General features: G+C 56.3%; 20 protein-coding genes. 9 read left to right on the top strand and 11 right to left on the bottom strand.

The annotated features are described in order from the left end of the window. Window positions 1-4: 4 nt before the first annotated feature. A complete protein-coding gene (locus ABNT42_RS15615) occupies window positions 5-715 on the bottom strand; it encodes an SOS response-associated peptidase family protein (RefSeq protein WP_348698475.1) in 711 nt (236 codons plus the stop codon). 53 nt (window positions 716-768) lie between these two features. Here ABNT42_RS15615 and ABNT42_RS15610 point away from each other — a divergent pair, with 53 nt between their 5' ends. Further along, window positions 769-1,149 carry an integrase core domain-containing protein gene (locus ABNT42_RS15610; RefSeq protein ID WP_348698473.1) on the top strand — a complete coding sequence of 127 codons (381 nt, stop codon included), beginning with the start codon at window positions 769-771 and terminating at the stop codon, window positions 1,147-1,149. A gap of 208 nt (window positions 1,150-1,357) precedes the next feature. On the opposite strand, the gene ABNT42_RS15605 is transcribed toward ABNT42_RS15610, so the two are convergent. The 3 genes from ABNT42_RS15605 to ABNT42_RS15595 all read right to left on the bottom strand — a co-directional run bounded on the left by ABNT42_RS15605 (window position 1,358) and on the right by ABNT42_RS15595 (window position 4,412). Beyond that, window positions 1,358-2,260: a hypothetical protein gene (locus tag ABNT42_RS15605; RefSeq protein WP_348698472.1), complete on the bottom strand. Its 903-nt coding sequence runs from the start codon at window positions 2,258-2,260 to the stop codon at window positions 1,358-1,360. Between the two features lie 907 nt (window positions 2,261-3,167). Further along, window positions 3,168-3,695, bottom strand: coding sequence for a DUF2939 domain-containing protein (locus ABNT42_RS15600; protein WP_348698470.1), 528 nt, complete (start codon window positions 3,693-3,695; stop codon window positions 3,168-3,170). A 303-nt stretch (window positions 3,696-3,998) separates the two neighbouring features. Then, on the bottom strand, window positions 3,999-4,412 hold the full coding sequence (locus ABNT42_RS15595) for a hypothetical protein (protein ID WP_348698469.1): 414 nt from the start codon (window positions 4,410-4,412) through the stop codon (window positions 3,999-4,001). A gap of 826 nt (window positions 4,413-5,238) precedes the next feature. Between ABNT42_RS15595 and ABNT42_RS15590 the strand changes: the two genes are divergently transcribed. From ABNT42_RS15590 to ABNT42_RS15580, 3 genes are all read left to right on the top strand, one after another. Further along, window positions 5,239-5,742 carry a hypothetical protein gene (locus ABNT42_RS15590; protein ID WP_348698467.1) on the top strand — a complete coding sequence of 168 codons (504 nt, stop codon included), beginning with the start codon at window positions 5,239-5,241 and terminating at the stop codon, window positions 5,740-5,742. 456 nt (window positions 5,743-6,198) lie between these two features. Then, window positions 6,199-6,435, top strand: a complete 237-nt coding sequence (locus ABNT42_RS15585; protein WP_348698465.1) for a D-Ala-D-Ala carboxypeptidase family metallohydrolase — start codon at window positions 6,199-6,201, stop codon at window positions 6,433-6,435. Beyond that, window positions 6,432-6,797: a hypothetical protein gene (locus ABNT42_RS15580; RefSeq protein ID WP_348698463.1), complete on the top strand. Its 366-nt coding sequence runs from the start codon at window positions 6,432-6,434 to the stop codon at window positions 6,795-6,797. Before ABNT42_RS15585 ends, ABNT42_RS15580 begins: the two co-directional genes overlap by 4 nt. 225 nt (window positions 6,798-7,022) lie before the next feature. Here the strand turns inward: ABNT42_RS15580 and ABNT42_RS15575 are convergent, their stop codons facing one another. Beyond that, window positions 7,023-7,769, bottom strand: coding sequence for a hypothetical protein (locus ABNT42_RS15575; protein WP_348698461.1), 747 nt, complete (start codon window positions 7,767-7,769; stop codon window positions 7,023-7,025). Window positions 7,770-8,555: 786 nt separating this feature from the next. Between ABNT42_RS15575 and guaB the strand changes: the two genes are divergently transcribed. From guaB to ABNT42_RS15555, 4 genes are all read left to right on the top strand, one after another. Next, window positions 8,556-10,028: an IMP dehydrogenase gene (gene guaB / locus ABNT42_RS15570; protein ID WP_348698459.1), complete on the top strand. Its 1,473-nt coding sequence runs from the start codon at window positions 8,556-8,558 to the stop codon at window positions 10,026-10,028. Between the two features lie 64 nt (window positions 10,029-10,092). Beyond that, entirely contained in the window at window positions 10,093-11,703 is a 1,611-nt protein-coding gene (guaA, locus tag ABNT42_RS15565; RefSeq protein ID WP_155435325.1) for a glutamine-hydrolyzing GMP synthase, read from the top strand. A gap of 176 nt (window positions 11,704-11,879) precedes the next feature. After that, on the top strand, window positions 11,880-12,890 hold the full coding sequence (locus tag ABNT42_RS15560) for a helix-turn-helix domain-containing protein (RefSeq protein ID WP_348698457.1): 1,011 nt from the start codon (window positions 11,880-11,882) through the stop codon (window positions 12,888-12,890). Between the two features lie 42 nt (window positions 12,891-12,932). After that, the gene (locus tag ABNT42_RS15555; RefSeq protein WP_348698455.1) at window positions 12,933-13,979 is read left to right on the top strand and encodes an alpha/beta fold hydrolase; all 1,047 of its coding nucleotides are present in this window, start codon (window positions 12,933-12,935) and stop codon (window positions 13,977-13,979) included. Between the two features lie 64 nt (window positions 13,980-14,043). Here the strand turns inward: ABNT42_RS15555 and ABNT42_RS15550 are convergent, their stop codons facing one another. The 6 genes from ABNT42_RS15550 to ABNT42_RS15525 form a co-directional block, all read right to left on the bottom strand. Further along, window positions 14,044-14,826, bottom strand: coding sequence for a LytTR family DNA-binding domain-containing protein (locus tag ABNT42_RS15550; RefSeq protein WP_348698453.1), 783 nt, complete (start codon window positions 14,824-14,826; stop codon window positions 14,044-14,046). Beyond that, entirely contained in the window at window positions 14,823-15,917 is a 1,095-nt protein-coding gene (locus ABNT42_RS15545) for a histidine kinase (protein WP_348698451.1), read from the bottom strand. The genes ABNT42_RS15550 and ABNT42_RS15545 overlap by 4 nt, the downstream gene beginning before the upstream one ends. Before the next feature lie 59 nt (window positions 15,918-15,976). Further along, window positions 15,977-16,399, bottom strand: coding sequence for a hypothetical protein (locus tag ABNT42_RS15540; RefSeq protein ID WP_348698449.1), 423 nt, complete (start codon window positions 16,397-16,399; stop codon window positions 15,977-15,979). A gap of 58 nt (window positions 16,400-16,457) precedes the next feature. Next, on the bottom strand, window positions 16,458-17,459 hold the full coding sequence (locus ABNT42_RS15535; RefSeq protein ID WP_348698448.1) for a hypothetical protein: 1,002 nt from the start codon (window positions 17,457-17,459) through the stop codon (window positions 16,458-16,460). A gap of 232 nt (window positions 17,460-17,691) precedes the next feature. Continuing rightward, a complete protein-coding gene (locus tag ABNT42_RS15530) occupies window positions 17,692-18,555 on the bottom strand; it encodes an SDR family NAD(P)-dependent oxidoreductase (protein WP_348698447.1) in 864 nt (287 codons plus the stop codon). A 97-nt stretch (window positions 18,556-18,652) separates the two neighbouring features. Further along, on the bottom strand, window positions 18,653-19,369 hold the full coding sequence (locus ABNT42_RS15525) for a TetR/AcrR family transcriptional regulator (RefSeq protein ID WP_348698445.1): 717 nt from the start codon (window positions 19,367-19,369) through the stop codon (window positions 18,653-18,655). A gap of 55 nt (window positions 19,370-19,424) precedes the next feature. On the opposite strand from ABNT42_RS15525, the gene ABNT42_RS15520 reads away from it, so the two are divergent. Then, window positions 19,425-23,096: a PAS domain S-box protein gene (locus ABNT42_RS15520; protein ID WP_348698443.1), complete on the top strand. Its 3,672-nt coding sequence runs from the start codon at window positions 19,425-19,427 to the stop codon at window positions 23,094-23,096. Window position 23,097: the final 1 nt, after the last annotated feature.

Below are 23,097 nucleotides of genomic sequence, written 5' to 3'. Positions count from 1 at the left end.
GAGATCAGAAATCCAGTTGCAGATTACCCTGAGTTGCCTCGGGCTGGGGCGTTACGGCGGGCGCTTTGCTACGGGCGGGGACAGGTTCGGCCCATGCACTTAGCAGTTCGGCCGGGTAGGGACGCACGAAACTGCGGGCATATTCGGGGTTGCGGCAGTCCAGCCAGTCATCCCATTCTTCCTGCGGCAGCAGTATCAGAGCGCGTTTTTCTTCGCCGGCGCGGTGGAAGCGGCGCATCAGCGGGTGTTCGTCAGCGTTCATGGTGAGCTGGGTGAAGGAATACTCCGGCCCTTGCTCGCCCTGCCATGCGCGCCACAGGCCAGCGGCAGCCAGCAGGCTGCCATCGGCTGCGCCTATGCCCCAGCGCACGGCTTTGCCAGATTCATAATTCGGCTCATAAAAAGCCGTCATTGGTACCAGACAGAGCTGGCTATGCTGCCATGCCGAGGAGAACGAGCGTAACTGTCCTACGGTTTCAATGCGGGCGTTCATGGTGTCGAACGGGCGTACGCCGGCCGGTATGCGCTGGCGCGGCACCATGCCGTAGCTGGCCAGTAAGCCCTCGCGCTGGCCGCTGCTGCCGCGCCGGACGATGGGGGCAGGGTAATCTTTCCACGTTTCGCCACGCCAGAAGCCGCTGTCATGCAGGTCGATCACCACGCCCATGACCGCTTCCAGCAGGGCTGGATCGGGCGGCCGGAAATTCACGCACATAGAGCACACCTTGGAGGGGGAAAGAAGGCTAATGATAGCGCTTTCGCGGGCAAGTGCGAGGAAGTTGCAGACAGAATGGGCCAGATTCTGAACAGGCGCTCATTGCCCGCTACGGTACCTTGGGCAGGGTGACTGCGCCGCTCTTACTGCGGTCGGACAATGGTTTGGTTTTCACTAGCCGAAGCTACATCAGGCTGGTTCGGAGCTACGGCTTGCGGCAGGAGTTCATCACGCCTCACTGCCCGGAGCAAAACGGCATGGTGGAGCGCGTCATCCGGACCTTGAAGGAGCAATGCGTTCAACGTCATCGCTTCGAAAGTTTGCAGAATGCCAGCCGGGTCATCGCCGATTGGATTGGCTTCTACAACAATCAGCGTCCACACCAAGCGTTGGGCATGAAAACGCCCGCTGAGACATTTAGATTAGCGGCATAAGTTGAGCAGGAACCGCTGGGTCATTACACTCGAGCTGGAGGATAATAACAGTAAGCGACGAGGTAGCTACCATGCCCAAGGGCTAAATCAGCGTAAGCGTGAGAAGAGGGTGATCGATCCAGAGCTGGCTGATTTGAAGGAGAAGGTACAGGCTAAGCTTGTCTAAATAATGAAGGAATAAGCCCCAGCTTGCGGGGCTTATTTACATCTACCAACCATGTGCCTCAAGCGAAGCACGGTACTTATCACGATCGATAGCCACAATTAAGGATGCAATTTTGCCTCCTTTTGGGTGGCTCTGTTGGAAACACACTATATCAATAGTGCTGATGGAGGCGTCCCGTTTTCGCCCTCGTCGATCAATCACAGTTCTTGGGACAATTTCAATCTCGGTCGTTGTAGCAATGGATGAGGATAGCTGTGCAGTTTCAAAAAAACGGCCTTTCTTTCCGTTTATTATAATTTCCTCACCATAGACGTTAGTAAAGCGACGCACGACATCCAGTAAATCCGTAACGCCAGAAACATCTACTTTATCCGCGTAAAGTCGCCAAACGTGAACAACTGTTAACTTTGTCCCTTGTCTTTGGCCAAGAACCAGTAGCGTAAAGCTTCTGAATGAAAATGGGTCCGGAAAGTGTTTGGCAAAAATAGAAACAAGGTGCCCATCTGTTCCTGGCTCTGGTTCGCCGTAGTGCTGCTCTTGATCAGGCAGGCGGATAGTTGCTTCTAACCGGTCATATTCAGCAGGCCACTTTTCTCCGTAAATTTCTTCAACGGGCTCAAGGACGCGGATGTGGTATAAATCAGACGGTAACTGTCCCTTCCTCGACATCCCAATCAATGCATCTTCTAAAGCTAGTGGCCCGAGAAGCGAGTCGCTCGCAACATCTAGGGCATCGGTAAATCGTTCGACTGCTTCTTCCGAGTTGTCATCAATACGCAAACCAAGGTGTTCGTATAGTTCGGCGCGAACTCGTTGACGAATATCAATCTCATCAGGCAAGCGATCAAGAGCTGCGGGGTTGCCGTCATCATCTAAGGCAAGCGCCATGCGCGCAAGTATTCCGGCAGCCGTCAGGTTATCAAACCCTGAAAGTGATGCAATCATGCCTACCTCTCTATCATGTCGAATTCGTGCGTTTTCAGATCTAATATCTGAAGCTCAGGCCCATGAGCCGCTCGCTTCTTCGGTGGAACGGTAATTAGTCTCCCTGCACTCTCTACGGGCTGACGCGGGATTACATATAAGGTTGGACGCCAAATCTTAAAGCTCCCTGAGGTTACCACGCCAATGATGTCGTTCGCTTGATCTTGATTAATCGATCCATCAGCCAACCAAATCTTTGCGAGTCGCTTGAAAGTTCGAATGTATCCTTTAACTTGAGCGTTGTGCTTATCTTCGTTTACCCATGCTTTCTGCAGGGTGTCGTATATTTCCTTCGGACATGAGCTGGGCGCAATGGATCGAGCGGCAGATCCTCCGTGGGCTGTCGCGGAGTCAAAATACTCACTACACCAAACGAAGTACTCACCGTTACGATGTTTGTTTACTATGTCTGAGGTGATCCATGGGTTGGTTGAATAGAGGATTGGCCCGCTCAATTTTTATCCATTTTTATTATGATTTAATTATAAGATCCGAGTGTACAAGAGCAATCTAAGTTGCTCAAATTGAAAAATTCTATGTTACTTTCACCAATGCATTATCTATACTATATGGGTAGGTATCACTAAAATACTTATCAATTATCACATTTTAGTAAGTTATGGGGCAGTAGATGGCAAGTCGCCATCCTACGGTCTTAAAATACTTGGCTTTCCTAGTCGTGCTTGCGATTTAGCAGCAGCCATTGGACAAGCTGCATGGATTCCTGAAAGCCAAAGCTGGTGAATTCTTTATCATCGAACGCAATCGACAGGGGGCAATTTACGCATTCCCCAACAGATGATCATCTGGCTAAGTATGCAGCTGTCTTCGATAGCCTTGATATTCGATGGAATGCTGAGCTTTTTCGTTACAACTTGAGGGTGTCAGGCGGCATGTTGATAGCTGTCAGCTTCCAGTCCCAGATGCCATAGCGACGCATGGTGAGCGAGACCTCTTCGGAACCTTCACGGTAGATAACCACTTTACCCCATCCCTTGAACGAGAGTTTGTAGTTAGCCATGCTGCCTTGTTCGCTTTCATCGCCGGCTGAATCAGGTCCTGAGTTCGTCCGTTGCATCAGTGCTATGATTCCAGCTGGCGATACCATGGCATCGATCATAGGCGATAATATTGCCGCCCCAAGTGCTTTCCCCACTCCGGCAAATGGATTGGACTTCATTTCCGGTTTGTTGAACTCGGACATCACGCCTCCCATGAGCTGGCCCTTTAAGCTTTCTCGAACCGCAGGGAAGTCAACATGTTCGGATACCGCATCGGCATCGTGATCTGCGATTGCTGACTTGATTTGGTAAAGCGCAATGTATGGTGATCCGAATGTAATTACCAGTGCCGCGATAACAGCGATGCCCACGGCGGTGAGAGTAGCTTTTTTCAAGATTTGTCCAGTTTCGGCAAGAGCGTGCCTGTGCGCTCTTGGATTATATTCAAGATTGTCAACTGGAAATCTAACGAATTCTCACCTTGATTGGTCACTGCTCATTTGCAGAGCAGAGTTCCTTCCAGTGGCTCTCGAATACATTATGTCGAGCCCTAGGCTCAATGCTCCTGCGTGCGCGGCATCCCTCGCTCGTATGTCCGTCCAGCATACTTATCCATACCTCGTCGCCGAGAATGTCGCCGTTTTCCTTAAAAAACGTCGTGTTCGTGATCTGCGCCGTGTGGCTCAGCGCCGTGTGCATCACCGACTCGACGGCGCGCCGGCTGGTATCAGGCAGACCATCGGCGTAGTTAAGTGTCTTCGTACCGCGAATCTCTCGGATAATGTCTGCGGTCGACTTGCCCTGGGTATAGCCCACGTCGATGGTGTTCTTGATACGCTGCAGGCGAGTTTCGCCAAGGCCAGAGCAGAGGCACAGTCCTTGAGTCGGCGCTCCTGCATCGGCTGGGCTACAGCGGCTGCGTAGACCTGATCTGGAACAATGCTCGCGACGCTGAAATCCACCGGAACCACAAACTTGTAGAGTTCGGACTGGAACTGCCCCTTGTAATCGATGTAGGTCCGCAGTTCTTCTGTCATACCGTCGTACAGCGCGGCGTAAGCCTGTGCATTCAATTCACGGGCAGACTTAAGCAGCGAGTCTATTGTGGTCATGGAAAACCTCCATATGAATGCCCTAGCGAGCTTAGAGGGATTGGTCTTTCAGTCTTACGCCCCAAATGAAAAAGCCACCGCAAGTGACTTAACCATTCTGTTGAACACTTCCATCTTCGCGGTGGCAATCTTTAAGATCTGGACGGCTTCTTCAGTAGACTCTTTCCCAAGCATGCCGTGACCTTCTATATAAACGACCCCGTTAGTGCGACCTGAGAGGAACCGTTTAAAGCCTACGTACCCGCCAAATTCGTTCTTGGCATTTACCTCTCCACAATACCAGCCTTCAGGGCGGACACGATCGATGCGGAACTGGTGGACGCGAACCTGACCTACAGCGAATGGCTAGCGCAGCAGAGCAACGACTTCCAAGATGAGATTCTGGGTAAGATGAAGGGCATGGCGTGCAGTGCGGGGAGGGGGGGGCGATGCATCCCTGTTCACGAATGATCGTGGCCGTACGCGGACGCTCAAGCAAATGGCTGAAAGAGATCTCAGGTCGTTCAAGTAGTGATGTCATCGCCGGACGACTCTGCACCTCGTACCTCCACCCCCCCAGAACCGTAAAAACCCAAGCTAAAATCTCGGACGGCAAGTAAGTCGGCCGAGATGCTGCAGTGTCCGCTCTGCGGTGGGTGCGAGGTGATCGAAACGGTGATCGGTGCCATGATGCAGGCGCGTAAGCTCAAGGGCGGTACTCGGCAAATTATCTGCGTGGGGTGCTTGCTCAAAAAGGGAGGGGGCGGCGTAGTGGATTGTTGATAAAAATATACTTTTATTCAGCGGGTTTTGGTATGATTGTGAATTTGAACATAACCTAAAGACGATGGCACTGATATCAGACAAAGTTATCCTCACCTTGCAGGTATTCGCCACAGCGTTCATGGCGGCAGACTATTTTTTTGACGATGCTCGACGTAAAGAATTTAATGCGAAAATTCAAGAGTCTTTGATCAAATTCCAAAGCCGTATCAGCGATGATCAGAGAGCAGCGATTGATGCGGTCTTTGTTGAAGGCTATGGCCGCACGCTTACAGCAATATTATTTTTTATCATCGCAATGGTTGGTTTTGGCGCGTTGAACTTATTGGGTAATTATCTAAATCCATGGGTTCTAGCTTTGGTGATGGTCGCGTTATTGGTGCTATTTGTCGCATTTCTGAATACCGCAATAGACGCGTTCATGCAGTTGGTAGTTCCCATCGGTCTCGGAATTCCACTAAAGGGCGTCGCTACTTTTATTATATTTTGCAAGAAGGGAAGTATTTTTGGGATTGGGTTTGTGATTCTGGTACTTTCTTTTATTTGCCGCTATTTGAACCTACCCTAGTTTCCAAAGGATGAGTGAGCCACCGCTACAGTACGGTGGTTTTTTATGCACAGACCCACTAGACCGCCCTCGAGGCGGTTTTTTTATGTCACAAGCGGATGCAACGTGGCGCAACGGCCGGACGCCCATCGATAGGGTGGATGCCCGGAAAGTTAGACTATGCCATACAAATTCAACTCCGACGGCACCATGCCGCTGGATCATCCACGTAAGCATATGCGGTCCCTCTCACTTCCAGGTTCTGCGAAGCGTCGTGTAAGCCGTGGCGCCCTGCGCCCAATGCGTTCCTAATTTATTACCGCCAATTTAGGCATAACCTGATCGGAGTGAAGCATGAACAATTTGTCGATTGCCAATGTCGCTATCCGTACTGATGAAGTGGGGCGTTAAGCGCTGCGGATGCGGTAAATCCATCACCGCGCGCCAGCTTACCGGTGTCCGGAACTCAATGCCGCCGTGGGCGGAGCAGCCAATAGCGCACACCAGATCGGGCTCGCTGCCGACATCACGGCGCCCGGATTGACGCCGCGCGCGCTGGCAGCCCTGATCCTCCAGTCGGGCATTGAGTTCGATCAGTTGATCTATGAAGGTACGTGGGTACATGTTGGCCTTTCGTCCGGCGCGCCGCGGAGCCAGGTGCTTACTGCATCATTTTCTGGGGGCCATGCATCGTATGCTGCGGGTATCCGATGACGGCCATTTTGTGGCGTGCCGTCGCGGCAGCGCTGCTGGCCATGCTGCTCGTCACCGGTGTCGGCATGGGCGGCGGATGGTGGCTGGCCGCGCATGACCGTTACACGGCGCTGACCGCCCTGGAGGCGGAGCAGGGCATCAGTGCCTTGCTGCGGGCATCGATCGAAGTGCAGAATAGTGCAATCGATGCGATGCAGGCAGCGACAGTACAGGCTGATGCACGCGGTCAGGCCGCCCGGCAGATGGCCGCTGCCGCCGGTCGACGCTACGATATCGCTCTGGCCAAGCTGGGTACAGTCCGTGCGGTCACATGTGCCGATGCCATGCCGGCGGTAAATCAACTTCTGGAGAGCGTGCGATGAAGGTAATAATTTTGATGAGTACGCTGTTGGCCGGATGTTGCAGCACGCCGCTGGCGCCGGTGGAAGTCCGTGTCGCAGTGACGGTACCGTGCATTAAGACGGTACCTGAACGCCCGGATTTTGAATTTGACAGGTTGCCTTCGCTGGCCAGCGACGGGGGTAAGGTTCTTGCGCTGGCGCGGGACTGGCCGCGCGGCAGGTCACATGAGGGGCAACTGCAAGCAGCTATTGCAGGCTGTCTCTAATTCTCCGGCGTTGATACTGAGCTAAACTAATAACGACTATTCCAAGTAGCAGCCCCACATATGCGAATGGCTCAGGAACCGGAGATATTGAATTTACTGATAAGTACTCAATGTTGCCTTCAAGGCTTAGGGCTCCATTGATTGCACCAACGTTGCCCCACTCCGGGATAAAGTCATAGAAAATGCCGCTTTCACCAATTGATCCATTGGTTGGGGCACTTAGAGAAAATGAATTCTGAAAGTTAGGCACACCGAGAGCGTCCGACCTAGGTGCCGTGACGTTTATCCAGTTGGCAAATAGATATCCACCAGGTAAGGAAGCTCCCTGCCCATATGCCATGATGTCGGTAATTCGTTCCGTCGAGCCAATTGGCTTCCAGCCAAATATTTGCTGAATCCCACGTGACGCCAAGGCCTCAAATTGCACAGTTTTCCCGTTTATTGTAACGGAGCTAGTGAACGTGAAGGAGCCCGGAACAGGGTCCATGAAGCCCTGGCCGACATCTGGGAAGTAACGCGGAAGTTGGTATAGTTTTGGATCTACAGAGATTGTCAGTGTATTCACATATTGCAAGCCATTAAGATTCTTTCCAGCGCCGAAAGCATTGCTATCGTCACTTCCGGCAGTGATGTGACCATATGTGCTCAGAGTCCAAGTCTGCGCGTCGACATGCGGGGAAATTAAAGTGAATAGCCACGCAAATACCGTCGATATAATTTTTTTCATCACATACCTTTAAAAATCTTTAGATTGAACAGCCAGCGGCATCAGCTCTACCAGTCGTGCAGGTAAGCGTTAAATGCCGTGTTCGAAGTTTCAATTATGATAATTGAGTTTAATGTGTTGGTAAATTGAAATCACCATTTGACTTATGCTGCTCATTTTGTACGTGGCTAGTCTTGGTCTGATAAACTGTATTTATGTACAGTGAAATAACTCAATTCAGGCAGCGTGGCGTTCGGCGCAGCGATCGGGATATTAACAACGACCCCGGCATATTCGGTGCGGTTACCCTGGTCGGATCAGGCCTGCATACGCGCATGGAGGTGCAGGAGTGGGGCAATAGCAGCACCGAGGGCAAGTTATTGCCTGCGCTCTGGGATGCGCGCTGCGTAACTTGGCATCATGGCCTAATGCTATGGCAGGGATTCCAGCATGCCAGCCGAGGAGACCAGCAGGGCAGTCCGGTGTATTTCCAAGAGTGGCGGATCAAGATTGTTGGTATGCCCCCCGATCCTGCTAACATTAGGTCTCCGTTTTATGCGCGTAATAGTGCGCTAGAGGAGACTTAGCTCGTCCAGTAGCTGGTGAAAGCGGCCAAATTCTCGGGCGAAATTTGGGCGAAAAAATGGCGAAAAAATGGCGAAAACATAGACCTTTGCAAACCTCTCCAAACATTGCAATTCTGAAGTAGTAGGCCTTATTTCATCTATGTCTCTGGTGGTCTGCGGAAGTTAATGACAGGAACCGCTGATTTCTGTATAATCTGCTTTTGCGCCTATAGGAAATGCTATGCGTCTACTCCAAAAAGCACTCACGTTCGATGACGTGCTGCTCGTCCCCGCGTATTCGAATGTTCTGCCTGCCGATACGTCTCTGAAAACCCGTCTGACCCGTAATATCAGTCTGAATATCCCGCTGCTGTCGGCTGCGATGGATACGGTGACCGAAGCCCGTCTGGCCATTGCTATGGCACAGGAAGGCGGCATCGGTATCATCCACAAGAATCTGAGCCCGAAGGATCAGGCGCGTGAAGTAGCGCGCGTCAAACGTTTCGAGGCGGGTGTGCTGCGTGATCCGATCACCATCCCGCCAACCATGAAAATCCGCGACGTCATTCAACTGACCGAGCAGTATGGCATTTCCGGTTTCCCTGTAGTGGAAGGCAAGGAAGTGGTCGGTATCATCACCAACCGCGACCTGCGTTTCGAGCGCGAACTGGATGCTGAAGTGCGCGCCAAAATGACCCCGCGCGACAAGCTGGTGTACGTGATGGAAGGTGCCGAAGGCGCAGACCGCGACGAAGCCAAGCGCCTGATGAACAAGCACCGTCTGGAACGCGTGCTGGTGGTGAATGAAGCGTTTGAACTGCGCGGCCTGATCACCGTTAAGGACATCCAGAAATCCACTTCGCACCCGATGGCGTCGAAAGACTCGCAGGGCAAGCTGCTGGTGGGCGCGGCTGTGGGCGTAGGCGCCAAGGATGAAGAACGTATCGAACTGCTGGTTGCTGCCGGCGTGGACGTGCTGGTGGTGGATACCGCCCACGGTCACTCGCAAGGCATTCTGGACCGCGTGAAATGGATTAAGACCAAGTTCCCGCAAGTGGACGTTATCGGCGGCAATATCGCTACCGCGGCGGCTGCCAAGGCGCTGGTAGAACACGGCGCCGATGCCGTTAAAGTGGGCATCGGCCCCGGCTCGATCTGCACCACCCGTATCGTCGCTGGCGTGGGCGTACCGCAAATTACTGCCATCTCCAACGTGGCTGAAGCACTGGAAGGCACGGGCGTACCATGTATCGCTGACGGCGGCATCCGCTACTCGGGCGATATCTCGAAAGCACTGGCTGCCGGCGCTTCGACCGTGATGATGGGCTCCATGTTCGCCGGTACCGAAGAAGCACCGGGCGAAGTGATTCTGTATCAGGGCCGTTCGTACAAGTCCTACCGTGGCATGGGTTCGCTGGGCGCGATGTCGGATGGTTCGGCCGACCGCTACTTCCAGGACGCTGCCATGAAGGCCGACAAGTTCGTGCCGGAAGGTATCGAAGGCCGCGTTGCCTACAAGGGCAGTGTGCTGGCCATCATCTTCCAGCTGGTAGGCGGCGTGCGCCAGTCGATGGGCTACTGCGGTTGCGCCACCATCGAAGAACTGCGTAACAAGGCCGAATTCGTCGAGATCACCTCGGCCGGCATGCGCGAATCGCACGTACACGATGTACAAATCACCAAGGAAGCGCCGAACTACCGTTCGGGCGACTAAGCTCCTTGCAACGCCGGCCGTGTGGCCGGCGTTTTTCTATTGTTGACCTCTTCTGCACATATCCATGCACTCTAAAATCCTCATTCTCGATTTCGGCTCCCAGGTAACCCAGCTGATCGCACGCCGCGTGCGCGATGCCGGTGTGTTCTCGGAAGTCTACCCCTACGACGTTAGCGACGAATTCGTGCGCAACTATGGCGCCGCCGGTGTGATTCTGTCGGGCAGCCACAGCTCCACGCTGGAAGGCGATGCACCGCGTGCTCCCGACGCCGTGTTCGAACTGGGCGTGCCAGTGCTGGGTATCTGCTACGGCATGCAGACCATGGCAGCCCAGCTGGGCGGCAAAGTGGAAAACGGCAAGGTACGCGAATTCGGTTACGCCGAAGTGCGCGCCCGTAGCCACACCAAGCTGCTGGACGGCATCAACGACTTTGTCACCGACGAAGGCCACGGCATGCTGAAAGTGTGGATGAGCCACGGCGATAAAGTGCTGGAAATGCCACCGGGCTTCGTGCTGATGGGTAATACGCCGAGCTGCCCGATCGCCGCCATGGCCAATGAAGAGAAGCGTTTCTACGGCGTGCAATGGCACCCAGAAGTCACCCACACGGTGCAGGGCAAGGCCATGCTGGGCCGCTTCGTGCACGAAATCTGCGGCTGCAAATCGGACTGGAACATGCCTGATTACATCAGCGAAGCGGTCGAGAAGATCCGCGCGCAAGTGGGCAAGGATGAAGTGATTCTGGGTCTGTCGGGCGGCGTGGATTCGTCCGTTGCTGCCGCGCTGATCCACCGCGCCATTGGCGATCAGCTGACCTGCGTATTCGTCGACCATGGCCTGCTGCGCCTCGACGAAGGCAAGATGGTGATGGATATGTTCTCCAAAAACCTCGGTGTGAAAGTGATCCGTGTCGATGCCGAAGCCCAGTTCATGGGCCATCTGGCGGGTGTGGCCGATCCCGAGCAGAAGCGCAAGATCATCGGCCGCGAATTCGTCGAAGTGTTCAATGCCGAATCGGGCAAGCTGACCAGCGCCAAATGGCTGGCACAGGGCACTATCTATCCGGACGTGATCGAGTCGGCCGGCAAGGGCAAGAAAGGCCAGACCATCAAGAGCCACCACAATGTGGGCGGTCTGCCTGAGCACATGAAGCTGCAACTGCTGGAACCGCTGCGCGAACTGTTCAAGGACGAAGTGCGCAAGCTGGGCGTGGCGCTGGGTCTGCCGCATGACATGGTGTACCGTCATCCATTCCCGGGTCCTGGCCTCGGTGTGCGTATCCTCGGCGAAGTGAAGAAGGAATATGCCGACCTGCTGCGTCAGGCCGACGCCATCTTCATCGAAGAACTGCGCAACACGCCGTACGAAGCAGTGGTGGTACCGGGCTTCGATCAGGACAGCGTGCCAGCCAACTGGTACGAAGCAACCAGTCAGGCATTCGCGGTGTTCCTGCCGGTGAAGTCGGTCGGTGTAATGGGCGACGGCCGTACCTACGAATACGTGGTGGCTTTGCGCGCCGTGCAGACGCAGGACTTCATGACGGCACACTGGGCACACCTGCCGCACGCGCTGCTGGGCAAGGTATCGAATCGCATCATCAATGAAGTGCGCGGCATCAACCGTGTGGTCTACGATATTAGCGGTAAACCGCCTGCAACCATCGAGTGGGAATAACTAAATGGATTAACCCATTGAATTTGTGGGGTTAATTGCATGCCATTGATGAACTTAATTGCGTCATCAATGGCATTTTTCTTGGCGCGCTGCCCTTCACCGCAGGGGCAGAAGATCGGGAGCATTGTCATGCTGCAAAAAGGTGGCGCGGGTAAGGAGAGGTGGCAAGTGCGGTCATGATGTCTCTGATTCTGATCGCAGCTCTGGGACAAGGGCTGTTGCTGATTGCTTGTCTGTTGCTTATGCGCCGTGGCAACCCGGTGGCGAATCGTCTGCTGGCAGGCCTGCTCGCTGTGTTCGTACTCCTGATGGCCCATGCGCTGGCCGCTGAGCAGGGAGTATTTACATCGCATCCACGCTGGATCCGTTCGGTTGCAGCCTTGCCATTGCTGATAGGTCCACTGGGCTGGCTTTATCTAGGATGCCAGCTTGAGGGGCGTGTGCCAAGGCGACGTGATCTATTGCACGGTCTGCCGTTTCTGCTGTTTTTCATTGCTTGGCTGCCGCTCATGTTGGGGGCGCTCCCGCCACCTCCCATAATCGGCATCCTGATTGTTACTGCCGGGCTGCTGAAGGTGGTTCATCTGGCGAGCTATGCCTACGCCGCTTATACCATCTTGGGTAGGGGGCATGCGCCGGCATTGCGCCGCCTTGCGGCATGGCTGGCAGGCGGACTGGCGCTGGACGCCTTGATCTTCGTCGCCGAGCAGGTCTGGCCGGCCTTGCCCGTGTGGTCGGACCTGATCGGTGCGCTGGTCGTCACCGGTTTTGTCTATGGCCTGGCCGTGCAGTCGCTGCGGTTGCCGGAGCCCGAGAAGCGTCGTTACGCCTCGAGTACGCTGGAAGATGCCATGCGTGGGCCAGCCATGACTGCCCTTGTAGCGAGTATGGAGCAAGATCAGCTCTACCGCGATGGCGAGCTGAGCGTCGAATCATTGGCCACCAGGCTGGCATTGACGAGCCACGAATTGTCGCAGTTGATCAATCAGACCTGCGGGATAAATTTTCAGGAATTCGTCAACGGTTACCGGGTGGCTGCACTGAAACGCGCACTGGCTGATCCTGCCCGTGCCGAAGCCAGTGTGCTCGAACTGGCAACCGAGGCGGGCTTTAATAGCAAGAGCGCGATGAACCGGGTCTTCAAGAAACACACGGGAACCACGCCGACGGCATTTCGTAGCGGCTGAATAGGCGCAAATCCTAAGTTGGGACGCGCCAAGTCAGCAAACATGCCACTCTGGAGGCTGTTTTCACTCGACCGGACACTGACCATGCTTCGCTTCTTTGCTGCAATTATTGCTCTCTTTATATTCAATTCGGCAACTGCTGCATCGCCGGCTTGCCCCGAGGGGGGCCATGCGCCCATCCATGAGCGTGCCTTTGTCCCCATAGGCGGGATACTGCAGTGGGTAACGATCGACGGTGCTCACTGCAGCAACCCCGTGATTTTGTTCGTCCACGGCGGGCCGGGCAACCCCTTGAGCCCCTACGCGGATGCCATCTTCGGCCGCTGGCAGCAGGATTTCACACTGGTGCAGTGGGATCAGCGCGGCGCGGGCAAGACCTATACACGCAACCGGCCCGAGGGCGACTTAAGCATTCGCCAGATGAGGGATGATGGCATTGCCGTGGCGGAACATGTGCGCGCCCGTCTCGGCAAGTCCAAGCTCATCCTGTGGGGCAGTTCGTGGGGTTCCGTGCTGGCGCTCGATATGGCCGTGGCACGCCCTGAGCTATTTCATGCCTATATGGGCGTCGCACAGATGGTGGGACGGCGCCAGAACGAGGCGGCCAGTTATGCCGCGACACTGGCGCAGGCGCGCACTGCCAGTGACGGGGCAGCGCTGGCCATGCTGGAAAGTATGGGGCCGCCGCCGTGGCGTAACCCGCGCAATCTGGGTGCGTTGCGCCGTCTGACGCGGAAATACGAGGCTATTGCCGCTGACCCCGCTCCCCGCCATTGGTGGCAGGCAGAGCCCGCCGCGGATTTTGACGAATCGGAAGAATATTCCTGGCTGCAATTTGTCGGCATGCAGGGCGAGGGGATGTTCAGCACTGTCGACATGGAACGTGACGCGCGCTGTCTGGCTTTGCCCGTGATGATAGTCCAGGGCGAGGCCGATCTGGTGACCCATCCCGCCGTAACGCGTCACTGGTTCGATGCCCTGCAGGCGGCAGACAAAAGCTACACAGTGGTGGCGCGTGCGGGCCACGATCCGAATCAGGCAATGATCGAGGCGCAATGGAAACTCCTCAAGGCACGCTACTGGGAGTAGTGGCAGGCGTGAAGTCAGCTTACCTGATCGGACTAATTCTGCAGGCAGCGACGGCGTTGGTCGCTCACATCTCCTTGAAGATCTGCAGGTAGCTACGGCTCACGGGCAGCCGTTCGCTACGCCCCTTGAGTTCGATCTCGGCGGTTTCGTTTTCGCCCCGCGTAACGCAGCGTATCGAACGCAGATTGACCACCACCGAGCGATGGACTTGAGCGAACTGCTGAGGGTCGAGTTGCGCCAGCAGTTCTTTCAAGGGCAGGCGTATCAGCGCTTCTGCCGCCTTGCCTTCATCGCGGTACGCCACCAGAGTGTACTTGGTGTCGCTCTTGAGAAAGTCGATGTCATCGACCGGTATCATGCGCAAGGAATTGCCTACCGTGGCACGGATCCAGCTCATCCGCTGTGGCGGATCGAGCTTGAGCTTTTGCGCCAGTTGCGCCAGTAATGCTTCGGTATGCACCACCGGCTGACGGGACTGCAAGCGTTCCTGCAGCCGTGTCACGGTTTCGGCGAGGCGGGCAGCGGCAACGGGTTTGACCAGATAATCGAGCGCCCCCTGTTCGAACGCGTCTAGCGCGTATTCGCCGAAGGCGGTCACAAACACCAGGTGCGAACGCCGGCCGATCTGGCGTGCCACTTCGATGCCGCTCAGACCGGGCATGTGCACGTCCAGAAAGCAGATATCCGGCTGAAATTGCTCGAATAGTTCGATTGCCTGACGGCCATTGCGGGCCTGGGCGACAATCTTCAGTTCCGGCCAGGCGGCGGCGAGGCGCGCTTCCATAATCTCGCGTAACAGCGGTTCGTCGTCGGCAATCAAGGCCGTGTAGGGAGTAGTTGGATTCATTGGGGGGCGATATCGAATTCAATCCTGGCATGTACGCCATGCGGGGCCACTTCACTCAGTTCCAGCGTAGCGCCGGCGCCGTAGGCCCAATGCAGACGTTCGCGCAGTGCGACCAGTCCGGTGCCCAGACCGCCGCCGCTGGCCTGCAAGCCCACTCCCGTGTCCGCCACGCTCAGACGGCAGTGGCGTTCACCGATCAGATCGGCGTGGACGTCGATACGGCCGCCTTCTTCGCTGGGATCGATGCCATGCTGGACGGCATTCTCGACCAGCGTCAGCAGAGTCATCGGCGGGCAGCGCAACAGGTGCACACCTGCGCCTATATGCAGATCGAATGCAAGGCGGTCTGGCATACGCATCTGCATCAGTTCCAGATAGGCGCGCACCAGCTCCAGTTCCTGCCCCAGTGTGTTGGCAGATCCATCCAGACGCGGCACTGCGGCACGCAGATAGTCGGTCAGACTCTGCAGCAGTCTAGGTGCGCGCGGCGAGCCTGCTTCTACCAGAGCTTGCACATTGGCCAGCGTATTGAACAGAAAATGGGGCTGCGCCTGCGCCGTCAGCAGGCGCATACGGGCATCCAGCGCCTGACGGGCCAGCTCGGTGCGTTCCAGTTCGAACTCGATCGCCTGTTTCTCGGCCTTGGCTTCGCCCTGACGCAATAAGGCGGCCAGTGCCGTCCAGGGGGCGACGAGCGTGCCTGCGAGTGCCATCTGGACAAAACCGTTCATGCGCATCGGATCATCCCAGAATGGTGGCGCCCCCGCAGCGGTGCCTAGGTGGAAAAACAGGAAGACCGAGACGGGAACGGTGATCCCGACGGCAGATACCTGCAGTGCCCAGCGCGTCAGCCATCCGGGCAGCCGACGCGGCCATTGCTCGAACAGACCGAACGCCAGTAGTACGGCCAGACCGGTGCAATAAATCCTCATGGGCAGGCGGAAAGTGTGGCTTGCATGGGCCAGATTAAGCAGGTAGTACAGTACGCTGCAGATCAGGACGACCGTGAGTAGGCGGCGCCAGCCGAATAGCACCTGCAATTGGAACGAGTGCGCCTGCACAGCGGTTTCGGCATGGGAAGTGGATAGCATGACGACAGCTTACTCCAATAGTGTAGACGTGAGTACGGCTTAAGATTCTGCCGCAGTTCTCAATTGCGCCAGCGCTGGCCCGGTTTGCGGAAGTAATGCTGCAAAATATAGCGCCATGGCAGGACTAGGGGCGTGATGATGATGCCTGCCAGACATGCATAGAAGGATTCCTCAACGCCCGGCGTCATGGCACCCTGCTGCCACAGCGGATAGGCTATCGTCACCACCCACAAGCTCTTCCACACCAGTTCGAAAATCAGCAAGGGCAGCATTTGCAAGGGGTAGCGCAAGCCCCATACGCACAGCATCGACAGGGCGAGCAGCATCGCCACCATTTCGCCGCGACGCTGGGCCCAGCGTGCCCAGAGTTCGGTGTGATCCAGTACGGCTGGCCAGAACGACAGAGCCAGACCTAGCGTCACCAGCAAATACATTGCACGCAGCAGGTTCAGGCGCCAAACGGGGACATTATCATCGGTCATGTTACTTCCTTGTGGTGAGGTGTTGGTCAGAGAGAATACGCGGGATTGCATGGCCTACCTAGTTAATCTGGCTCATACTCTTGCGCACTGTCTCCAGATTGGCCGGATGGGCGCGCTTGTTGGCGAGGTAGCGCTGATAGGCCGCTTTGGCCGCCAGCTTGTCGCCCCTGGCCAGATACGCGTCACCCAAGCGGTGCTCGACGGGATACTCGGCAGCATCGCTTAGCGTGCGGGCCTGTTCCAGCAGGTGAGTTGCCTCGTCCGTCTTGCCTTGGGCAGCGTAGACCCGGCTCATGCCGTAATAGCCAGCCGCCGATTCGGCTTGATCGCGCTGTAGCCGCTCGTACAGGGCGGCGGCTCTGGCCAGATCTTTGTTGCCATTCAGATAGACTTTCGCCAGCTGGAGCGTCGCTTCACGTACTTCTTTGCGCATTGCGCCATCCTTGCTGGCTTTGATGGCCAGCAGATCGTTTTCCATTTCCGTCCACTTCTTATCCTCGGCAGCGAGGTAGGCGCGGATGATGCGTGCGGTATCGGGCTGGCTGCTACGCACGGCGAGCTCCAGATCTCTGGCTTTGGCGCTGCTGCCGCCCATCATGCCGGGCAAGGCCAGATACAGCTTGGCCAGTTGCACCCGCGCCGTGAAACTGGCCGGATCCAGCTCCAGTGCGCGGACCCAGCTCTGTTTCAAGGTGCCGGCGTTACGCATGGCGCTGGCCATCCCCATATTAACCATCTGCATGCCGAGATTCTCCGCTGCGGCCAGATGGCAGACTGCCACCATCGGATGTTGATCGGTACAAAGCTTGGCCTGTCTGGCACCGGCTTCGAGCCGCCTGGTATCCGTGCTATCGACCAAAGTGAGGGCCAGAGACAAGGCTGCGCTGGCCTCCGGATCGGCCGGGTCAGCCTTGAAGCGCGCTTGTGCAAGTTGCTCCAGTTCCGTGTATTTACCTGCGTCCTGCAGGGCCTCGAAGCGCGCGTCCTTAAAGGTGGCGGCGTGGACGGTGCCTAGCGTACCTAGCAGCGCCGCCATCGTCATGGTGCAAAGGGGTTTCAATCGGACTTTCATAGTCGTTATCCTGGTTGGCGGCCAGCCGGGCAGGGTAGTGCACTCAGCGGCCGTAAAGTTCAAGTATCTGGATGAGGCCCCGATTATGGTCGTCCGCTTCATCTGCCAATCAGGTATTGCGACGGAGCACGGCATTAAGGGCGTGAGTGACGCCCTAGCCAGATGACTGGCGCTAGGTGCCTGCGCTGCTTGCGATGCCAGCGACTGGGGCAATACTGCTTTAGCCAGTGATGCCGGCACACAGCTTTTCGCTGAATGTCCACAAGTCTTCAGCCAGTTGCGCATCTAATGCCTGTGCGGCCGGCGTGATAGCTCGGCGTTTGGAGACATACTGCCCCCTTAGCTCCGCTGCTTCTGGCGCTGTGGCAAGCCAGATCAGCGAGTCCGCCCCCTGCGCTGGCGCGATGGAGAATGGCTTGGCCAGTGCATACACGATGTTCAATAAGAAGCCTTGATCCGAGCCAAAGCCGCCAAAGCGGGTCTTGACCATGCCGGGTTCAAAGCAATTGGCGATGGCGCTCGAACCATTCAGGCGGCGCTGTAGCGCTTTGGTGAACAGAATGTTGGCCAGTTTGGAGGCAGCATATGCCTGTGGACCTGAGCCAACTATCGATGTAGCTATCGTTTCGAGTTCAATTTTGCCACGCGCCTGCATCGAGCTTGAGGTGGAAACTACCCGTGCATCAGGGGTCTGGCGGAGTAGATCCAGCAGCGAATTCGTTAATTGGAAATAGGCTAGATGATTAAGTGCAAACGTGAGTTCGTAACCGTCCGGACCCAGTACTGGCTGCTTAAAAGTAGCACCGGCATTGTTGACCAGTACATCCAGTCGCTGATGTCTGGCGCGGAATTCCTGCGCCATCCGTTTCACATCGGCAATCCTTGAAAGATCGCAGAGCAGGTATTCGATAGTCTTGTTGCCTGTCGTTGCTGTGAGTTCGGCAGCAACTTGTTCGGTCTTTTCCCGGTTGCGGCCAACTAGCGTGAGCGAGGCACCGCGGCGTGCAAACTCGTTGGCGGCGGCCTTGCCTATGCCATCCGTTGCGCCAGTCAGAAGGATCACTTTGTTGTTCAGGTCTTGCATCATTCACTCCACGGTTAGACAGGGTTAAGAGTTCACTGCTTTGAATTGACTAATTAAAATGAGTGTGCAAGCACTCATTTATTGGGTAAAAAATTTTTCATGCCATGCTGATAGCATTCCAGAACGCATGGAACCCCTTGCGGCAAGTCTGCTCTGCAGCGGCAGGGTCAGCGTTCATAAAGTTCATGGTGACATTGCCCATGGCTCCCATCAACGCGCCGACAAACGCGACGGACAGATGGCCAGTCCCGGTCTGCTGTAGCGCCTGTTCCAGCAGGGCGGAGACATCACAAAAGGCTTGGTCACCTGCATTTCTGGTGGCTGCGCTCAACTTGGGCGATGCGACCAGTAGAGCCAGAACCTGATGTTCATCGGGATTGGATACGCCCCAGTGAACATAGGTATGCCATGCTGAGTAGACTTTTTCGCGCAGGGTCATTTGTTTCGCTGATGGCAGCAGGGCGGAATGAAGTTGCAACTTCAGGTCGAGATAAAGTTCATTAAGCAGTTCATCTTTATTGGTGAAATATGTAAACACCGTACCCTCGGCAACACCCGCAGCTTTAGCGATCCTTGCGGTAGGCGCAGTGAGGCCTTCCTGCGCGAACAGACTAGTCGCCGCTTGCAGAATCATTCTTTTTTTATCTTCACTACGAGGACGGGCCATAGTTATTTGCAAATAAATGCCTGAGTAAGCAATCAATATAAGAGAGATCGCAAAAAATGTCAAACCACGTATTTCAGCCTGAGCCTGCGGGGTAATCCACTCATCGTTACTATGTTTCAAAGTAATAAGTTGCTTTACTATAATCATGTAAGCAATACTGCAGCATTTAAAGACCGATTAGGCCACTGTCAGGACCAGCACCATGCTCGAGATGTTCTTTACCTCGCCGGAAATCGCTTCGGCCCTGTATGTGAGTGGCACGTATGCGTGGCCGCTGGTGTCGCTGTCGGTGCTGATTGCCGTGTTCAGCTCGATGATGGCTTTGCAGATGGCAGGACTGGCCCAGTTGGCGCAAACCCGTTTGCACCAGCAACTGGCGCTGCTGTCCGGTTCGGTGGCGCTGGGAGTGGGCATCTGGTCCATGCATTTCATCGGCATACTGGCCTACAGTTTCTGCGCCACCGCCAGTTACAGCAAGCTGCTCACGGGTATGTCTATGTTGCCCGGCATACTGGCTTCGTGGTTTGCCCTCAACCTGCTGAGCAAGGATACCTTCAGCCGCAAGGAATTGCTCATCAGTGGCACGGTCATGGGCGCGGGCATAGGTCTGATGCATTATTCCGGCATGGCCGCCATCCACATGCCTTACCTGATGCGCTACGACACCGGCTGGTTCCTGCTATCGATCGTGGTGGCCGTGTGCATGGCCATGCTGGCCTTGTGGATACGCTTCGATCTGAAGCAGCGGGGCCGCCTGAGCAATCTGCAGGCAATACTGATCGGTGGCTGCGTGATGGGGCTGGCCATTTCAGCCATGCATTACACCGGTATGGCGGCAGCCCGTTTCATCAGCGTGAGCGGTTCCGCCGCACTGACGGGCGGCGAAGAAAACAACTATCTGGCATTGATCATTGCCATCGTCACGCTGGTGGCCAGCGGGCTGACGCTGGCTGCGAATATTCTGCTGCGCCTGCGCCAGCTTTACCAGCGCATGCAGGAGAATGAGGAGCGGCTGCGCGCTATCGTCGATACGGCACTCGACGGCATCATCACCATCGATGCGGGCGGCCAGATACTGGCTGCTAACGATGCCGCCTGTCGTATGTTCGGCTGGCAGGCCGGTGCGCTGATAGGGCGCAATGTACTGGTACTGATGCCGGAGTCTTACCACAGCCGGCCAGCGGATTTCTTTGCCGATTTTCTAGCGGCCGATAGCCAGCAACTGGTAGGGCAGAGCCGCGAGATCACGGCCCGTCGCGCCGATGGGAGCGTGTTCCCCATCCGGCTGGCCGTAGGGCAGGCCCGCACCATGCGCGAACAGTTCTTTGTCGGCTTTGTTACCGATATCAGCGACCGGATTACCCTGCAGACCGAACTGCAGGAGCGCGAAACCAAATACCGTACGCTGATTGCCAATATTCCCGGTGTATCGTTCCGCAGTCGCGTCGATACGGCGTGGACCAAGATTTTCATCAGCGAATCAGTCCTGGCGCTAACGGGCTGGGCGCAGGAAGATTTCATGACGCAGCAGGTCAGCTATGCCGATCTGATCCACCCCAATGATATCGATGCCGTGCGCAGCAAGGTCGCGGCGGCACTGGAACAGCGGGTTTCCTACAGCATCGAATACCGTATCCGCCGCAAGGATGGCAGCGAGCGCTGGCTGTCGGAGAGTGCGGGCGGGGTGTATGGCGAGGATGGCCAAGCGTTGTGGATAGACGGGGTAATGCTGGATATCACCGCATCGAAACAGCAAGCGGCCGAATATCAGGGCATCGTGCTGGCCATCCGCAAATCGTTGGCGGTTGCCGAATTCGATATGCAGGGCAATATTCTGGACGTAAACGAGAACTTCGAAAAGCTGACCGGCTATAGCGTGGAAGAATTGCGTGGCCAGAGCCACAAGCTGCTGTGCACGGCCGAAGAAGCTGTCAGCGCGGAATATGCGGAATTCTGGCGCAATCTGCGCGCCGGACAGTTCCAGAGCGGCGAGTTCTATCGGGAAGGCAAGCAGGGCAAAAAAGTCTGGTTGCAGGCAGCCTATAATCCCATCCTCGATATCGATGGCAAGCCGTGGAAAGTGGTCAAGCTGGCCTCCGATCTGGCCCAGCGCAAAGCCATCGAGCAGGATCTGATTGCGGCCAAAGAGGTGGCCGAACAGGCTTCTGCGGCCAAAGGCATGTTCCTCGCCAATATGAGCCACGAGATCCGCACACCGATGAATGCGATTATCGGCTTTACGGAAATTCTGCTGAAAACCGCGCTCGATCAGAAGCAGCTCAGCTATCTGAAAACCGTCAAGCTATCGGCCCGATCGCTGCTGGGCCTGCTGAACGACATCCTCGATACGGCCAAGCTGGAGCGGGGAGCGATCGAACTGGAAATCCGCGACTTTTCCTTGCATGAATTATGCGAGCAGTTAATCAGTACTTTCCGCATACAGGCTGATAGCAAGCGCATCCGGCTGGAGCATTACTACGGGCAGGATTGCCCGGTCTTTATCCGTTCCGACGAGCTGCGGCTGCGCCAGATCCTCACCAATATACTGGGCAATGCAGTGAAGTTCACCGAGCAGGGACAGGTGACGCTGACGGTAAACCGTACGGCCAGCCGGCTGCATTTCGTGATCGAAGATAGCGGCATCGGCATTGCCGAAGACCGTCTCGACAACATCTTTGCGCCATTCGCACAGGCCGATGCTTCGATGTCGCGCCGCTTTGGCGGCACGGGACTGGGCACCACTATCGCCAAGCAGCTGGTCGATCTGATGGATGGCGAGATCCGGGTCAGCAGCGTGCTGGGGCAGGGCAGTCGCTTCGAGGTGATCATTCCGCTGGTAGAAGGCCATGGGGCCGATGTCTACAAGGTGCTGCGGCAAGCCGAATTGCCAGCGCTTTCTATCCTGATTGCCGATGATGTACCGGAGAATCTGGAGCTGCTGCGTCTGATGCTGGAAGATAAGGGGCATACCGTCGTCGCGGCCAATGGTGGTCAGGCCGCCATCGATGCCTGCGATGCCGCCCAGTTCGATGTGGTCCTGATGGATGTGCAGATGCCCGGTATCGACGGGCTGGAAGCGACGCGGCGCATCATCGCCAGCGCAGTGGCCAGCATGAAGCCTAGCCCCGCGGTGATTGCCCTGACGGCTAGCGTGCTCAGCAAAGACCGTGACGCGGCCATTGCGGCAGGCATGCGCGGGTTTGCCACCAAGCCGGTGAATTTGCCAGAGCTGGAAGATGAAATCATGCGCGTGCTGGGCTATGCGCTGCGACAGCCCGCAACGGCGCCTGAACTGACACCGGCACGCACGGCTGCGGCCAGCGATGGCTGGCTGGACTGGAACGGCGCGCTGAGCCGCTGGCGCGAACCGGACAGTCTGCTGAAAGCTATCGCCAACTTCGTCGGCAATCCGGCACTGCTGTCCGGCTTGAATGAGGCCGCCCCTGCTGGGGAAATAGCGGCCACGGCGCATCGCATCAAGGGCGCAGCGGCCAATCTCGGCCTGAGCCGCGTGCAGGCGGCCGCCGCCAGCATCGAGCATCATCCGGTGTGCGAGGCGGGTGCCGTGCAAGCGTTGGCGCAAGCGCTGGAACAGGTGCGGGACGAATTGGCAAAGCTGCATAGCGAGTCGACGCCGCAGGCGGGCGCTGCACAGGCCGCGATTGTCGTGGACGTACCGGCGCTGTTGCAGCGTTTGCAGCAGGCATTCAAGCACAGCAGTTTCGATGATGAGGCAGTTAGCCAGTTGCTACCTGTGCTCGATGCAGCGCAGGCGGCCAGCCTGCAAGCTGCGCTGGATGACTTCGATTTCGAGCAGGCCCATAAACTGGTGAACAGCCTGATGCAGATGTATGCTGCACCGGTTTCGCCATAAA

It is taken from the genome of Duganella fentianensis, assembly GCF_964031615.1.
Taxonomy (GTDB): domain Bacteria; phylum Pseudomonadota; class Gammaproteobacteria; order Burkholderiales; family Burkholderiaceae_D; genus Rugamonas; species Rugamonas fentianensis_A.
This window is presented reverse-complemented; position numbering and strand designations above follow the sequence as displayed.